15 protein-coding genes are annotated in these 15,988 nt (G+C 66.7%); 14 read left to right on the top strand and 1 reads right to left on the bottom strand.

Annotation, left to right across the window (positions count from 1 at the left end):
- Positions 1–88 precede the first annotated feature (88 nt).
- The 6 genes from CKW37_RS29595 to CKW37_RS29620 all read left to right on the top strand — a co-directional run bounded on the left by CKW37_RS29595 (position 89) and on the right by CKW37_RS29620 (position 6,898).
- On the top strand, positions 89–1,171 hold the full coding sequence (locus CKW37_RS29595) for an LLM class flavin-dependent oxidoreductase (RefSeq protein ID WP_095159652.1): 1,083 nt from the start codon (positions 89–91) through the stop codon (positions 1,169–1,171).
- A gap of 86 nt (positions 1,172–1,257) precedes the next feature.
- Positions 1,258–1,743, top strand: a complete 486-nt coding sequence (locus CKW37_RS29600) for a tripartite tricarboxylate transporter TctB family protein (RefSeq protein ID WP_256587890.1) — start codon at positions 1,258–1,260, stop codon at positions 1,741–1,743.
- A gap of 9 nt (positions 1,744–1,752) precedes the next feature.
- Complete coding sequence (locus CKW37_RS29605) at positions 1,753–3,255, top strand: tripartite tricarboxylate transporter permease (protein ID WP_095159653.1); 1,503 nt, start codon at positions 1,753–1,755, stop codon at positions 3,253–3,255.
- A gap of 35 nt (positions 3,256–3,290) precedes the next feature.
- Positions 3,291–4,265, top strand: coding sequence for a tripartite tricarboxylate transporter substrate binding protein (locus CKW37_RS29610; protein WP_095159654.1), 975 nt, complete (start codon positions 3,291–3,293; stop codon positions 4,263–4,265).
- Positions 4,266–4,437: 172 nt separating this feature from the next.
- Positions 4,438–5,343 (top strand): LysR family transcriptional regulator, encoded by a 906-nt coding sequence (locus CKW37_RS29615; RefSeq protein ID WP_095159655.1) that lies wholly within the window; start codon positions 4,438–4,440, stop codon positions 5,341–5,343.
- 37 nt (positions 5,344–5,380) lie between these two features.
- The gene (locus CKW37_RS29620) at positions 5,381–6,898 is read left to right on the top strand and encodes an FGGY-family carbohydrate kinase (RefSeq protein WP_159985344.1); all 1,518 of its coding nucleotides are present in this window, start codon (positions 5,381–5,383) and stop codon (positions 6,896–6,898) included.
- A gap of 2 nt (positions 6,899–6,900) precedes the next feature.
- Here CKW37_RS29620 and CKW37_RS29625 read toward each other — a convergent pair whose 3' ends face one another.
- Positions 6,901–7,833, bottom strand: a complete 933-nt coding sequence (locus CKW37_RS29625) for a LysR family transcriptional regulator (RefSeq protein WP_177454496.1) — start codon at positions 7,831–7,833, stop codon at positions 6,901–6,903.
- 210 nt (positions 7,834–8,043) lie between these two features.
- On the opposite strand from CKW37_RS29625, the gene CKW37_RS29630 reads away from it, so the two are divergent.
- The 8 genes from CKW37_RS29630 to CKW37_RS29665 all read left to right on the top strand — a co-directional run bounded on the left by CKW37_RS29630 (position 8,044) and on the right by CKW37_RS29665 (position 15,987).
- Positions 8,044–8,562, top strand: coding sequence for a flavin reductase family protein (locus tag CKW37_RS29630; protein ID WP_095159657.1), 519 nt, complete (start codon positions 8,044–8,046; stop codon positions 8,560–8,562).
- Positions 8,563–8,608: 46 nt separating this feature from the next.
- Positions 8,609–9,592 (top strand): ABC transporter permease, encoded by a 984-nt coding sequence (locus CKW37_RS29635; protein ID WP_095159658.1) that lies wholly within the window; start codon positions 8,609–8,611, stop codon positions 9,590–9,592.
- Between the two features lie 44 nt (positions 9,593–9,636).
- Complete coding sequence (locus CKW37_RS29640) at positions 9,637–10,572, top strand: substrate-binding domain-containing protein (RefSeq protein ID WP_095159659.1); 936 nt, start codon at positions 9,637–9,639, stop codon at positions 10,570–10,572.
- Positions 10,573–10,582: 10 nt separating this feature from the next.
- On the top strand, positions 10,583–12,079 hold the full coding sequence (locus tag CKW37_RS29645) for a sugar ABC transporter ATP-binding protein (protein ID WP_095159660.1): 1,497 nt from the start codon (positions 10,583–10,585) through the stop codon (positions 12,077–12,079).
- A gap of 11 nt (positions 12,080–12,090) precedes the next feature.
- Positions 12,091–12,888, top strand: coding sequence for an SDR family NAD(P)-dependent oxidoreductase (locus tag CKW37_RS29650; protein WP_095159661.1), 798 nt, complete (start codon positions 12,091–12,093; stop codon positions 12,886–12,888).
- Positions 12,889–12,968: 80 nt separating this feature from the next.
- Positions 12,969–14,087 carry an LLM class flavin-dependent oxidoreductase gene (locus CKW37_RS29655; protein WP_095159662.1) on the top strand — a complete coding sequence of 373 codons (1,119 nt, stop codon included), beginning with the start codon at positions 12,969–12,971 and terminating at the stop codon, positions 14,085–14,087.
- Between the two features lie 38 nt (positions 14,088–14,125).
- Complete coding sequence (locus tag CKW37_RS29660) at positions 14,126–15,004, top strand: transketolase (RefSeq protein ID WP_095159663.1); 879 nt, start codon at positions 14,126–14,128, stop codon at positions 15,002–15,004.
- Positions 15,005–15,006: 2 nt separating this feature from the next.
- A complete protein-coding gene (locus CKW37_RS29665) occupies positions 15,007–15,987 on the top strand; it encodes a transketolase family protein (protein WP_095159664.1) in 981 nt (326 codons plus the stop codon).
- Position 15,988: the final 1 nt, after the last annotated feature.

A 15,988-nucleotide genomic window follows, 5' to 3' on the forward strand; every position in this document is an offset into this window, starting at 1 on the left:
GCTGATCGTTAGCTTATAAGCGTTCGTTTTGAAGAAAGCGCCTTCTATAACCATCAAGCTTTCTCATCCGCCTCAAGGAGCCCCCAGCATGAGCGTTCAATTCATCGGCATGATCGGCCATCGGCTGTCTTCGGAAACCCTCGACGCCAGCGGCCCGATCTTCGACAAGGCGTACATCACCCGCTTTGCCCAAGTGCACGAAGACGCCGGTTTCGACCGTCTGCTGGTGGGCTACTGGTCGGATCAGCCGGACGGTTTCCTGGTCACCGCACTGGCCGGGCTGTCGACTTCGCGCATCAACTTTCTGCTGGCCCACCGCCCCGGCTTCGTCGCCCCGACCCTGGCCGCGCGCAAGCTGGCGACGCTGGAACACCTGCTGGATGGCCGCCTGGCGGTGCACGTGATCAGCGGCGGCAACGACGGCGAGCAGCGCAAGGACGGCGACTATCTGGAGCACGACCAGCGCTACGCCCGCACCGATGAATTCCTCGACGTGGTGCGCAAGGTCTGGACTGCGGAGCAGCCGTTCGACCACCACGGTACGCACTACCAGGCGCAGAACGCCTTCTCGGCGATCAAGCCGCTGCAGAAACCGCACCTGCCGGTGTACTTCGGCGGCTCGTCGCAGGCGGCGCTGGAAGTGGCCGGCAAGCACGCCGATGTCTTCGCGCTGTGGGGCGAGTCGCTGGCGCAGACCCGCGAAACCATCGCCGCCGTGCGCGCCGAGGCGGCCCGGCACGGTCGCGAAATCCAGTTCAGCGTGTCGTTCCGGCCGATCATCGCCGAGACCGAAGACGCCGCCTGGGCCAAGGCCGACGCCATCCTCACCACGGCCCGCCAGCGCCTTGAGCGCTCCGGCCCGGTGATCGCCAACAAGCCGCAAAGCGTCGGCGCCCAGCGCCTGCTGGATACCGTCGCCCAGGGCGAGCGGGTCGACGAACGCTTGTGGACCGGCATCGCCGCGCTGGTTGGCGGCGGGCACAACTCCACCGCGCTGGTGGGCACCGCGGAGCAGGTGGCCGACGCCTTGCTGGCCTACTACGACCTTGGCGTGACCACCTTCCTCATTCGCGGTTTCGACCCGGTCAACGACGCCGAGGATTACGGCCGCGAACTGCTGCCGCTGACCCGCGCCAAAGTCGCCGCCCGCGAGGCACAACGCGGCGCCTGATTGTCTTTCTTTCACGCTGAAACCCACGAGACCGCACGCGCGGATCGTCCGCCACCGTGCCTTGCCAAGGCACCTGGAGATGCTCCGTGTCCGATGCTCTGCGCACCACTCAAGCGCGATCCCTGCTTCTCGATGCTCGCGAAGTCCTCGCCGGCCTGCTGTTTCTCGGCTTTGGCAGCGCCGGCCTGGTGATCGGCGGCGACTACGCCACCGGAACCGCCATGCGCATGGGCGCCGGCTATTTTCCCTGGCTGGTGAGCCTGGCCCTGTGCGGATTGGGCGTTGCCCTGCTGGTGCGCGGGCTGGCGCTGTCCCGCGAGCGGGTGGCGCTCGGCGAGTTGTTCCAGGCGCGGGTGGGCCTGTCCATCGGCGGCAGCGTGGTGGCGTTCGCCTTGCTCCTGCCGAGCCTTGGCCTCGGGCTTTCGACGCTGTTGATGACCCTGCTCAGTGGCCTGGCCCGGCGCCGCGCCAACCTCGCCGAACTGACCGTGCTCGGCTGTGTGCTGGGGCTGTTCAGTGTGCTGGTGTTCGCCTACGGGCTCGGCCTGAACCTGCCGGCCTGGCCGGTCTGAGGACGGATCATGGAATTGCTCGACCACCTCGGTATCGGCCTCGAAGCCGCCTTCACCCTGAACAACCTGCTGTACTGCCTGCTCGGCGTCACCCTCGGCACCCTGGTCGGCGTACTGCCGGGCCTGGGGCCGGTGGCGACCATCGCCATGCTCTTGCCGATCACCTACGGCCTGACCCCGGCCGCCGCGCTGATCATGCTCTCGGGTATCTATTACGGCGCGCAGTACGGCGGCTCGACCACGGCGATCCTGGTCAACCTGCCGGGTGAGTCGTCCTCGGTGGTCACCTGCCTCGACGGCCACGCCATGGCCCGCAAGGGCAGGGCGGGGGCGGCGCTGGCGATCGCCGCCATCGGCTCGTTCATCGCCGGCAGCCTGGCGATCCTGCTGCTGGCCGCCGCGGCCACGCCACTGGCGGAAGTCGCGCTGAAATTCGGCCCCGCGGAATATTTCTCGCTGATGTTGCTCGGCCTGGTGGCGGCGATCGTGCTGGCCCAGGGCGATGTGCTCAAGGCCGTGGCCATGACCCTGCTCGGGTTGCTGCTCGGGTTGGTGGGCACCGACGTCAATTCCGGCGTCGAGCGCTTCACCTTCGACATTCCGGCGTTGAGCGACGGCATCAGTTTCGTGGTGATTTCCATGGGCATCTTCGGCATCGCCGAAATCATCGCCAACCTCGAACGCGACCACGGCGGCGTGCCGCAGGTGGCGCGGGTCGGCAGCCTGTTGCCGTCGAAAGAAGACTACCGCCGTAGCTGGAAACCGATCTTGCGCGGCACCGGCCTTGGCGCGCTGCTGGGCGTGCTGCCCGGCGGCGGGGCGATGCTCGGCTCGTTCGCCTCGTACATGGTGGAAAAGCGCCTGGCGAAACAGCCCGAGCGCTTCGGCCAGGGCGCCATCGAAGGCGTCGCCGGCCCCGAATCGGCGAACAACGCCGGTGCGCAGACTTCGTTTATCCCGATGCTGGTACTGGGCCTGCCGTCCAACGCGGTCATGGCGCTGATGGCCGGGGCCATGATGATTCACGGCATCGTCCCCGGCCCGCAGGTGATCGACGACCGTCCCGAGTTGTTCTGGGGCCTGATCGTCAGCATGTGGATCGGCAACTTGCTGCTGCTGGTGCTCAACCTGCCACTGGTAGGCATCTGGGTGCGCTTGCTGGCGGTGCCGTATCGCCTGCTGTACCCGTCGATCCTGCTGTTCTGCTGCATCGGCGTGTACAGCGTCAACAACAGCCTGTTCGACGTGCTGCTCACCGTTGCTTTCGGCCTGCTCGGCTACCTGTTCATCAAGCTGCGCTGCGAGCCGGCGCCGCTGCTGCTGGGCTACCTGCTCGGCCCGCTGATGGAAGAAAACCTGCGCCGGGCAATGCTGCTCTCGCGGGGCGACCCGACGGTGTTCGTCACCCGTCCGCTGAGCCTGACCCTGTTGATCATCTGCGTGCTGGTGGTGGTGCTGATGCTCTCGCCACGGGTTCGCGCCACCCGCCAGGTAGCCTTCAGCGAAGACTGAATCCTTCTCCGATCCCTCTGTTCCAGGAACCGCCCATGAAACTCGCCAAACCCCTGAAATTCGCCCTGGCCGCCCTGGCCCTGGGCATCACCGGCCTGGCCCAGGCCGACAATTACCCGAGCCGCGCCGTGACCCTGATCGTGCCGTTCCCGCCGGGTGGCGCGGCGGACACTGTCGGCCGCTACTATGCCGAGCAACTGTCGGCCTCCCTCGGCCAGCCGGTGGTGGTCGACAACAAACCGGGCGCCGGCACCGCCATCGCCGCCGAGGCCGTGGCCAAGGCCAAGCCGGACGGCTACACCCTGTCGCTGGCCACCGCCGGGCAACTGGCGATCCTGCCCAACCTGCAAAAAGACCTGCGCTACGACTGGAAGAAAGACTTCGTGCCGGTCGCCGTCGTCGCCTCGGTGCCCAACGTGGTCGCGGTCCAGGCCAGCAGCAAGATCGACTCGCTGGCGGGCCTGATCGCCGAGGCCAAGGCCCATCCGGGCGCGCTGAGCTACTCGTCGTGCGGTAACGGCACGCTGTGCCATTTGTCCGGCGAACTGCTCAAGCACCTCTCCGGCGCCGACCTGCTGCACGTGCCGTACAAAGGCAGCGCGCCGGCGGTGACCGGCTTGCTCGGCGGCGAAATCGACGTCGCCGTGGACACCCTGACCGTGCTCGCGCCGCAGATCCAGGCCGGCAAGCTCAAGGGCCTGGTCCTGAGCAGCGCCGAGCGCTCGCCGTTGCTGCCGAATGTGCCCAGCGCCACCGAAGCCGGGTTGCCGGGGTTCGTTGCTTCCGGCTGGTTCGGCATCGTCCTGCCCAAGGGCGCGGCGCCGGAACTGGTGCAGAAATTGAGCGGCGCCATCGAGGTCATCGCCAAAGCGCCGCAGACCGCGGAGCGCTTCGGCCAGAACGGCATCAGCGTCGAACACAGCTCGCCTGAAGGCTTTGCCGAACTGATTGCGCAGGACAACACCCGTTGGGGGGAGGTGATCGAGGCGGGGAAAATCACGTTGGAGTGAGGTTCAACAGGGGGGCGTCGAGGTGCCTGATATCGCGAGCAAGCTCGCTCCTACTGTTCAGGCCCTGCGAGGCAGCTTTCACCTTTTCCGAAAACACTTTTCAGTAAGCCCCCTCTGCCCGCACCTCCATCACCCGGCTACGCTTGCCCTTTTGCGACAGGGTGAAGCACGCATGGCGCGCCTGGATATCAATCGCTCTGGCGAGCTGGAGGTGTTGGTTCGGGTGGTGGAAACGGGCAGTTTCTCGGCGGCGGCGCGGGATCTGCGTATGACGCCTTCCGCCGTGAGCAAGCTGGTCGCGCGCCTGGAAACCCGTCTGGGTTCGCGGCTGTTCAACCGTTCCACCCGGCAATTGAGCCTGACTCAGGAAGGCCGCGCCTATTACGAGCGCGGCGTGTGCCTGCTCGCCGATCTGGATGAGCTGGAGCGCAACGTCGCGTCGCAGGACGCGCCCCGTGGCCGGGTACGGATCAACGCCAACCTGGCGTTCGCCTGGCATTTTTTGCTGCCGCTGGTGCCGTTGATGACCGAGCGGCTGCCGCAGGTGATGCTGGATCTGGTGCTCACCGATGAAGTGGTCGATGTGCTCGGTCAGCGCACCGATATCGCCGTGCGCGCGGGGCCGATGAAGGATTCCAGCCTGGTGGCGCGCAAGCTGGGGCAGACGCCCATGGTGATCGTCGGCTCGCCGGACTATCTGCAACGCCATGGCATTCCGGACAGCCCGACCGCGCTGCAGCGTCACAACCTGCTGACGGCCAATTACCGGCGGGCCTATAACGGCTGGCCGTTGCTGGACGGCGGCGAGGTGGTGAAGATCGTTACCCACGGCAGTGTCCAGGCCAGCGATGGCGAGGCGCTGCGCCTGTTGGCGCTGAATGGCAGCGGGCTGGCGCGGCTGGCGTTGTTCCGGGTGCGCGAGGACGTCGCCGCCGGGCGGCTGGTGCCGGTGATGGAAGCGTTCAACCCCGGGGACCTGGAAGAGATCCACGCGGTGTTCGTCGGCCAGGATGGCCATGTACCGCTGCGGGTGCGCGCGGTGCTGGATTTTCTTGTCGAGCACGTTCACGTCGAATAAGCGCCGTGCTCCCATCCTTGGCGTCGAGGTGCGGTTCGTGAGCAGTCAGGCCATTTCCATCGGCGTCGATCTCGGTACGTCCAGCACCCGCGCGGTGGCGCTCGATGCCCAGGGCAATTTGCGCGGCGCGGCGCGGGTGGGCGGTGTTCCGCCGGGGCTGCGGGCCGGGCCGGGCATCGGGTTCGACGCACTGTTCGAGTCGGCGCTGACGGCCATTGCCCAGGCGCTCGCCGAGGCGGGCAGCACGCCGGGGCAGGTGGCCGGGATCGCCGTGTGCGGACAAATGGCGGGGTTGTGCGCGGTGGATGCCCGGGGCCAGGCGCTGGGGCCCAGCGATTCCTGGCTGGACCTGGACTGCGCCAGCACCCTTGACCTGCTGCGCCCCCACGAACACGGGATTATCCAGCGCTCCGGCAGCCAGTTGATCGCCGGCCACGGGGCGAAATGGCTGCAGATGCGTGACCAGCAACCGGCGCGCTATCGCCAGGTGTGCAAGCTGACGACGCCCTCGGCCCTGGTCGCCTTGCAACTGGCCGGGCTGGACGGCAGCGAGGCATTTTTCGACACCACTCACCTGGGCTTCAACAACTTCGCCGACACACCTACTGCGGGTTGGAACCTGGCGCTGGTGCGGGCGATTGGCCTCGATGCTGATCATCTGCCGCGAATCGTCGAACCCTGGGAACGGATCGGCGGATTGTCGCGCGCATGCGCCGAGCGTCTCGGCCTGCTGGCAGGCACGCCGGTCCATGCCGGTTGCGGTGACATCGCGGCGACCCTGCTGGGCAGCGGCGCGGTCGAGGACGGCCAGTTGGTGGACATCGCCGGCACCGGTTCGGTGCTCTGCGCGGTGCGCCGCGATTTTACCGTCGACCACTCGCACAAGACCCTGCTGACCCTGCGCCACTGCTTGCCGGACCTTTACTACAGCGCCGCTTATGTCGGCGGCGGCGGGCTCAATCTCGACTGGCTGGCGTCACTGCGCGAGCAGGTGCGCCCGCCTCATGAAGTCAGCGCGGCGTTGCGCGAGCACGGCGCGGTGCCGCCCTTGCTGTTCGCGCCGCACATGGGCGGGTGCCATTTGCCGTTGGCGGCGGACTGGCGCGGAGCCTTCGTCGGGCTGTCCTGGCAGCACTGTCTGGCGGATTTGCAGCGGGCGGTGATTGAGGCCACCGCCTACGAATACGCCGGTTTTCTCGACGCCATGCTCGCGACCGGCGTGTGCTCGGGCGAGGGCGCGGTGCTGGTGGTCGGCGGCGGTGCCGCGAGCGAGGCGTGCAGCCAGATCAAGGCCGACGTTCTGGGTTTGCCCTATCGCCGGCATGGCGGGTTCGAGGCGGCGGCGCTGGGTGCGGCGTTGCTGGCGGGGTATGGCGCGGGCACGTTCAGTGATCTGCGCGAGGCGGCGTTGCGGGCGGCGGGGGCGCCGGGCGGCAGGGTCCGGCCGGACCCGGCGCGACACGGCCTTTACCGACAGCGCCGGCAGGTGCAGGCGCGGATGCTGGTGGCGCTGGCGCCGGTGTTTGCCGAGCTGGCGCAGTTACCGCGAATGTAGCGTCATGCTCCGACCGGCGTCAGCAGCCGCCGCGCCGGGGTGTCCAGTTCGTTGAAATAGCGCACCGCGAAGTCGACGAAGGCCTTGACCCGCCGGGGCAGTTTCTTGCCGCCTTCGGTCAGCAGGTGAAAACCTGTGGCCGGGCAACTGAAGTCTTCCAGCAGCGGCACCAGGCGGTTCTCCTGGATGTCCTCGGCCACTTCCCAGACGGATTTCCAGGCGATGCCCAGCCCTTGCAGCGTCCACTGGCGCAGGGTGAAACCGTCGTTGACCAGGCGATTGCCCTTGACCTGCACCGAGAAGGTTTCGCCGTCGCGGGTGAAGCGCCATTTGTCCTGGGGGAAGTCCGCCTGCAGGTGGATCAGGCAGTTGTGCGCCGCCAGGTCTTCGGGGGATTGCGGTGCGCCGTGACGGGCCAGGTAATCGGGGGAGCAGCAGACGATGCGCCGGTCGCCGCCGAGGGAGCGGGCGACCAGGGTGCTGTCGGGCAGGTTGCCGTAGCGGATGGCGATGTCCGAGCCCGACTCGACGAAGTCCAGCAGGCGGTCGGTGAAAAACAGGCGCACGGTGACGTGGGGGTGTTCCTCGACGAAGGCGTCCACCAACTGGCTGACCCACTGGCGGCCCAGGTCGGTGGGGCAGGTGACGCCGATGGTGCCGCGCAACTGGGCGTTGCCGCCGCGGATCACGCTGTCCAGCGCCTCGACGTCCTCGAGGATCTTCAGCGCCGCCTCGAACAGATAAAGGCCCTCGGCGGTGGGGCTCAGGCCGCGGGTGTTGCGCTTGACCAGACGCAAACCATAGAACTCTTCCATGGCCTTGAGGCGGCCGCTCATCGCGGCCGGCGACAGGCCCAACTGGCGCCCGGCCATCGACAGCGAACCGGCTTGTACCACCAGCCGGAACAAGCGCAGGTCCTGGAGTCTATCGGCCATGAAGTGTGCTCCTCGTGGTTGTTTCATCAAGTATGGCGGACGCCATTCTTCATGCCTGGTTAAAGCCTGGCAATCACCGTATGGAAGAAGCCTGAATAAATAAGCGCAGCTTTCAGTCTGGCTGAAAAGTCATTCCGGGAAACTCGAATACCTGCTTGTTCAGCGTGCTCCTAAGATGGCGACAGGCTCAACGCTAAGAGGAGTTGAAAGATGTCCGCACTATCGAGTCAAGCAATCAACGGCACTCAGGAAGTCGCCGATCTGTTTCGCAGCGCCATGGGCCGCTTTGCCGCGTCGGTGACCCTGGTCACCACCATCGACGAGCACTGCTGCCCCCACGGCCTGGCCGCTACCGCGTTCTCCTCGGTATCCATGGACCCGGCGTCGGCGCTGGTCTGCGTCAACCGCAGCAGCAGCGCTTCGCCCATCATCAAGCGCTCCGGGCTGTTTTGCGTGAACATGCTGCAACGCGAGCACGAGGCGCTGTGCGCCATCTTCAGCAAGCCGGAATTGCGTGACCGGCGCTTCGTCGATGGCGATTGGGCGGTGGGTGAAAACGGCCTGCGTTATTTGCTCGACGCCCAGGCGTCGATCTTCTGCGAAGTTGTCCAGGAAGTGGATTACGGCTCGCACACCATCTTTATCGGCAATGTCATGAACGTAATAACCCAGTCGCTGGAATCTCCCCTGGTTTATATGGGTGGGCGTTTCCGCGAACTGGCAGCCTGATTGCAATAACCGTACCCCTCCAATAAATACAAGAAGTGGTGTTCACATGTATGGCTTCAGTTCCAGGGCGCGCGTGCTGCTGCCCTCCCTCAAGCTTTCCGCGCAAGCGTCCGGCATCACCGGCCCGCTGCTCGGCCTGCTGCTGTTGTGTCTGGTGCTCAGCCTTGCCACCGACGCCTTCCTGACCCTCGGCAACCTCCTGAATATCCTCGATCAGGTGACCGTGCTCGGCATCATGGCGCTGGGCATGACGCTGGTGATCCTGATCGGCGGCATCGACCTGTCGGTGGGCGCGGTGCTGGCCGTGTCGATCATGGTCATGAGCTGGGCCGAACGGGTGCTCGGCCTGCCGATGGGCCTGGCGATCGGCGCCGCCTTGCTCACCGGCGCCGCCTGTGGCGGCATCACCGCCGGCCTGGTGGTGCGAGCCGGATTGCCGTCGTTCATTGCCACCCTGGCGATGATGTCGATGGCCCGCGGGGTCGCCTATATGGTCACCGACGGCACCCAGATCAGCGGCTTTCCCGAATGGTTCGGCAACTTGTCGATCATCCGCTACGCCGGCTTCATCTCGCTGACCGTGGCCTGTTTCGTGGTGCTCGCCATGCTGTTCTGGTTCGTCATGCGTTTTACCGTGGCCGGACGCAGCCTCTACGCCATCGGCGGCAGCGCCAAGGTCGCCAAGCTGTCCGGCATCCGGGTCAAGACCCACACCGCCATCGTCTATGTGATTTGCGGCATCACCGCGGCGCTCGGCGGGGTGATCCTCACCTCGCGGCTGGACACCGCCGGCGCCGGTGCCGGGGTCGGTTATGAGCTGGACGTGATCGCCGCCGTGGTGATCGGCGGCGGCAGCCTCAAGGGCGGCGTCGGCAGCGTGGCCGGGACCCTGGTCGGCGTGCTGATCATCGGCGTGCTGCGCAACGGCCTGAACCTCGCCGGGATTTCACCCTTCGTCCAGCAGGTAATCATCGGCGCGGTGATCGCCGCCGCGGTGATGCTCGATGCGATGAAACGCAAGAACGCCTGACCCCCACAAGCTCCTCACAACCACAATAAATCCCGGAGGCGTCCATGCACGTTTTCTCTGCGCCCGTGCGCGCGTTTTTTGCCCTGTTGCTGCTCTTGCCGGCCCTGGCCCATGCCGAGAGCAAACCGCTCAAGGTCGGCATGTCGATCCCCAGCCTGCAATGGGTGTTCTACCTGATGGTGCGTGACGGCGTGATGGAGCAGGCCGAGGGCCTGGGCATCGACCAGGTACTGGTGGCCGACGCGCAAGCCGATCCGGCGCGCCAGGTCAGTCAGATTCAGGACATGCTCAGCAAAGGCATCGATGTGTTGCTGTACACCGCCACCGGCTCGGCGGCGTCCGCGGTGCCGGTGCGCCTGGCCAAGCAGCAGGGCGTGCCGGTGGTGTGCGTCGACAACTTTCCGAAGAACGTCGAATGCGATGCCTACATCTCCACCGACAACACCGGCGCCGCCGCCGAACTGGCCCGCCAGGTGGTGCGCCTGACCGGTCCGCAGGCGCAGGTCGGCCTGCTCCAGGGCACCCTCGGCGACACCACCGAGCTGACCCGCGCCGAAGGTTTCGACGTCGAGCTGGCGAAGACACCGAGCATCCAGGTGGTCGATCGCAAGCCCACCGACTGGCTGCAGGACAACGGTTTCAAGGTCGCCCAGGACATGCTGCAAAAGCACCCCGGCATCAACGTTTTCGTCGGTCGTTCGGACGCTCCGGCCCTCGGTGCGGCCCAGGCCGTGCGGGTCGCCAACGTCGAGCACAAGGTGTGGATCTTCGGCTACGACGGCTTGCCGGCGGCGCTGGAAGCGGTTCGCGACGGCAAGATGGACATGACCATCACCCAGCAGGCCGTGGAAATGGGCCGCACCGCGCTGCGCACCGCGGTGGCGCTGAAAGCCGGCCAGACGGTGGAGAAGCGCCAGTTGCTGCCGGCCTTCGTCACCACCCGCGACAACGTCGATGCCTTCATCGCCCGGCACCCGTAGGAGTCTGACCATGAACCCGACAACCGTTGACGCGCCGTTGTTTCGCGCCGAGCAACTGGGCATGTCCTTCAACACCGTCAGTGTGCTGGAGAGCATCAGCCTGGAGATCGGCCGCGGTGAAGTGGTGGCGTTGCTGGGCGAGAACGGCGCCGGCAAATCGACCCTGTCGTCGATCATCGCCGGCTCGCTGTGCCCGACCCGCGGCAGCATGCAGCTCGATGGCCAGGCCTACGCGCCGACCTGCCCGAAGGACGCCATCGCCCTTGGCGTGAACATGATCCACCAAGAGATCCAGTTGCTGCCCGAGCTGAGCGTGGCCGAGAACATCTTCCTCGGCCACCTGCCGACCCGCCATGGCGTGCTGGACCGCGAGCGCATGCGCCGCGAGGCGCGGGTGCAGCTCGAACGGCTGGGCCTGGATATTTCGCCGGACACCCTGGTGCGCGACCTGCGCATCGCCGCCCAGCAACTGGTGGAAATCGCCAAGGCGCTGACGCTCGAATCGCGCCTGCTGATTCTCGACGAGCCCACCGCCGCGCTGGGTTCGGAAGAGACCGAACTGCTGTTCCGCCAGATCGAGGTGCTCAAGCGCGAAGGCGTGTCGTTCATCTACATCAGTCACCGCATGGAAGAGATCGGGCGCATCGCCGACCGCGTGCTGGTGATGCGCGACGGCCATCTGGTGGCCCGTCATGAGCGCGCCGATGTGGCGGTGGACACCCTGGTGGCGCAGATGGTCGGGCGTTCCATCGAGCGGCTGTTCCCGGCCATTGCCGCGCCGCAGTCGCATGAGGTGCTGCAGGTGCGCGGGCTGTCGTGCCGGAACCAGCGCTTCCGCGATATTTCCTTCTCGGTGCGCGGGGGCGAGGTGTTCGGTATCGCCGGCATGGTCGGCGCCGGCCGCAGCGAAGTGATTCGCGCCATTGCCGGGGTCGATCCGGTGGCCGGCGGCGAGGTGCGGGTGGACGGCAAGCCGTTGCGCCTGGACGGCGTGCGCGCCTCGATTGCCGCCGGGGTGGTGCTGGTGCCCGAGGACCGCAAGGGCGAGGGCGTGGTGCTCGATCATTCGATCGCCGAGAACCTGGCCTACTGCAACCTCGACCGCCTCGGTGCGCGCGGCCTGCTGTCGCGGCGGCGCATCGACGCCTTCGCCAGCGAGCGGATCGCCAGCCTCGGGGTCAAGGGCGACCCCGGCAAGCACCTGGACAAGCTCTCCGGCGGCAACCAGCAAAAGGTGGTGATCGCCAAATGGATCGCCCGCGAGCCGAGGGTAATCATCCTCGACGAGCCCACCCGCGGCATCGACATGGGCGCCCGCGCGGCGATCTATCAGTTGATCGCCGACCTCGCCGCCACGGGCGCGGCGGTGGTGGTGGTCAGCTCCGACCTGGACGAAGTGATCGGCCTGTCGCACCGGGTGATGGTCATGGCCCGCGGCGCTTGCCAGGGAATTCTCGACGGCGAGCAGGTGGCGCCGGAATCGATCATGGCACTGGCCACGGCCTGAGGAGGTTTTCCATGCAAACCATCGAATACCGGCACCTGGACGAAACACCGTTCGAGGCCCTGTTGGACTTGCGCGGCAAGGTCGCGGTGGTCACCGGCGGCAGCTCCGGCATCGGCCTGGACATCAGCCGCCGGCTGGCCCAGGCCGGCGCCCGCGTGGTGATTGGCAGCCTGGCCCGCGAGCGCACCGACGAATTGCTCGACGAAGGCCTGGCGGTGAGTTTCGTCGCCACCGACGTGTCGCGCCGCGAGCAGATCGAACGGTTGGCGGCCGAGGCGGGAGGGCAGGGCGGCCTGGATATCTGGGTGAACAACGCCGGGATCTATCCGCTCAGGCCGGTCGCGGCGGTGGACGAGGATTTCTGGGACCGCATGCAGGCGATCAACACCCGCGCGGCCTTCTTCGGCGCCCAGTGCGCCCGCGCGCAGATGCTCCGCCACGGCCGTGGCGGCAGCATCGTCAACCTGTCCTCGGTGTGCGGCCACCGGCCGATGGCCAACCACGTCACCTACGACACCAGCAAGGGCGCGATCCTGGCGATGACCCGCAGCCTGGCCAAGGACCTCAGCCGCGACGGCATCCGGGTCAACTCGATTTCGCCGGGGCTGACCGCGACGCCGGGCAACCTGGAACCTGAGCTGTTCCGCCAGCACCAGCAGAACCGGGTGCTGGAAAACATCCCGCTGGGCCGCCCCGGCGAGCCGTTCGAGATCGCCAACGTGGCGCTGTTCCTGGCCTCGCCGCTGGCGTCCTACATCACCGGCACCGACATCACGGTCGACGGCGGCTGGCTGCTTCACGGCAGTTGATCGCCCGACCTATCGCCAGGGTGCCCGCGTGGGCACCGTGGCCCGCTATCGCCTGATAGCCACTTGTAAGGAGAACCACGATGAAACTCGCAATGTTCATGCAGCCCTTGCACCACAAGGGCTGGGACTACCATGAGATGTACGACCAGGACATCGCCTGCGTCGTGCATGCGGACAAGGTCGGTTACGACGAAGTCTGGGTTGGCGAGCACACCTCCCAGCGCACCGAGCCGATCACCAACGCGCTGCAATTCCTCTCCGCGCTGATCCCGCTGACCCAGCGCATCAAGCTGTGCACCGGCGTGCTCAACCTGCCGCACCACCACCCGGCGCGAATTGCCGCCGACGCGGCGATGTTCGACCACATGAGCCGTGGCCGTTTCCTCATGGGCATCGGCCCTGGCGGCCTGGCCTCGGACTTCGAGGTCTACGGCAGCAACGGCAAGGACCGCGGGCGGATGATGGTCGAGTGCTACGAGATGATCCAGCGCATCTGGGGCAGCGACGCGCCGTACCAGTTCGCCGGTGAGTTCTTCGACGTCTCGCTGGTCAACACGGTCAACCACGAACTGGAAATCGGCTACATGCCCAAGCCGTTCCAGCAGCCGTTCCCGCGGGTGGCGACTACCGCCATGAGCCCGTTCTCCGGCACCGCCAAGCTGGCCGGCAGCCGCGACTGGGACCTGATGTCGGCCAACTTCAACCCGACGGCCACCGTCGCCTCGCACTGGCAGGCCTACCGCCAGGGCGCCGAGGCCGCCGGGCACCAGGCCGACCCGCGCAACTGGCGGGTGGCGCGCTCGGTGTTCGTCGCTGACTCCCAGGCCCAGGCCGAGGACTACCTGGCCGACCCGAACTGCACCCTGCGGCGCTACTTCGATTACATGATCGACAACCTCGCCAGCAACAACTACATGCAGATCTTCAAGACCCGCCCGGACATGACCGACGCCGAAGTCACCGTCGATCACTGCATCCGCGAAATGGTGATCTACGGCAATGCCGACAGCGTGGTCCAGCAACTGGTCGCCTTCAGCGAGCAGACCGGCCCGTTCGGCACCCTGATGACCACCTTCCACGAGTGGGACAACGAGGCCCTGTGGCGCCGTTCCATGGAACTCACCGCCCGCGATGTGATGCCGCAACTGAGCCGCTTCATGCAGCCCCGGCTCGACGCCGCGCTGGCCGTCGGCGCCTGAGCGCTGTCCCCGAAAGACTACTGATCCACAGGTGGAAAATGACCCTGACAGTCGATTCAAAGCACGCCGCTGACTTCGCCCTGACGCCCGCCGAACTGGCGCGGCTTCGCGACAAGGCGCAGTTCATCCGGCTGGAAACCATACGCCTCATCGAGATCGCCAAGGTCGGCCACTACACCTCGGTGTTTTCCGCGGCCGAGCTGTTTGCCGCGCTGTATTACGACGTGATGTCGCTGCGGCATGGCGAGCCGAAATGGGCCGGGCGCGACCGCTTCATGATGGGCAAGGGCCACGCCGCCGTGGGCCTGTTCCCGGTGCTGGTGGAGTGGGGCTTCTTCGCCCGGGAGATCCTCGACGGCTACACCCGCCTGGGCAATCCGCTGGGCGATCACCCGGACATGCGCAAAGTGCCGGGCGTGGACTTCTCCTCCGGCTCCATCGGCCACGCCCTGTCGGGCGGGCTGGGCATGGCCATGGCCGGGCGCATGCTCGGCCAGGACTTCACCACCTTCGTCATGCTCGGTGACGGCGAGATGCAGGAAGGCCAGGTGTGGGAGGCGGCGATGGCGGCGTCCCACCACAAGGTCGGCAGCCTGGTGGCGATCGTCGACCGCAACGGCTTCCAGCTCGATGGCAGCGTCGACGACGTGATCGGCATCGAGCCGCTAGCGGACAAATGGCGCGCCTTCGGCTGGGACGTGTACGACGTCGACGGCCACAACCTCGCCGAGCTGACGCCGCTGTTGCGGCGGATCAAGGCCGAGCGCAACCGCGAGCGGCCGGTGTGCATCATCGCCCAGACGCTCAAGGGCAAGGGCGTCTCGTATATGGAGACCGAGCCGGGCTGGCACCTGGGCTACCTCGACCCGGAAGACGCCCAGCGCGCCATCGATGAAATCAAGAGCAAGGTGATCTGAACATGAACACTGCACCCCTGTCCGCGAACTCCTGGCAGTACCGCGCCCTCAACACCCAGACGCCGGGCCTCGACGCGCTGTCCGACGCTTTGCTCGAACTGGTCGAGCAGGGCGAGCCGGTGGTCGCCGGCACCGCCGACCTGCAGTACTCCAACGGCCTGGCGAAATTCGCCGAACACTGCCCGGAGCGCTTCGTGCAGTTCGGCATCTCCGAGCAGAACATGGTGTCTTGCGCCGCCGGCATGGCCGCGGTGGGCATGAAGCCGTTTATCGCGACCTTCGCTTCGTTCCTGCCGCTGCTGTGCTGCGAACAGATCCGCATGGACGTCGCCTACTCGGCGCTGCCGGTGCGCCTGATCGGCCACCACGCCGGCATCTCGCTGGGCTTCTATGGCACCTCGCACCACGCCACCGAGGACCTGGCGATCATGCGCGCGATCGCCGACATCACCATCGTCGCCCCGGCCGATGCCAACCAGTTGAAGGCGGCGATCAAGGCCTCGGCCCATCATCCGCAGCCGATCTACTTCCGCATCCAGCGCGGGCGGGATCCGGTGGTCTACGAACAAGAGCCGCTATTCGAATTTGGCAAGGCCACCGCACTGCTGACGGGCGAGGAACTGACCATCATCGCCACCGGTTCCACCGTGCACCCCGCGTTGCAGGCCGCGCGCGCGCTCAACGCCCAGGGCCGCTCGGTGGGTGTGCTGGACATGACCACGGTCAAGCCGCTGGACGTCGAGGCGGTGTTGCGCGTGGCGCGGGAAAGCCGGGCGATCCTCACCGTCGAAGAGCACAACATCCTCGGCGGCCTGGGGGGCGCGGTCTGCGAGGTGATCGCCGAAGCCGGCATCGGCACCCGCGTCCGCCGCCACGGGATCTACGACGAGTACAGCCTGATCGCGCCGCCGACTCACCTCTACCGCCATTACCGCCTGGATGCCGAAGGCATCGAAAGCGTGGCCCGTGAACTGATCGACTGAG

This window comes from Pseudomonas sp. Irchel 3E13, assembly GCF_900187455.1.
In the GTDB taxonomy this organism is placed as follows: domain Bacteria; phylum Pseudomonadota; class Gammaproteobacteria; order Pseudomonadales; family Pseudomonadaceae; genus Aquipseudomonas.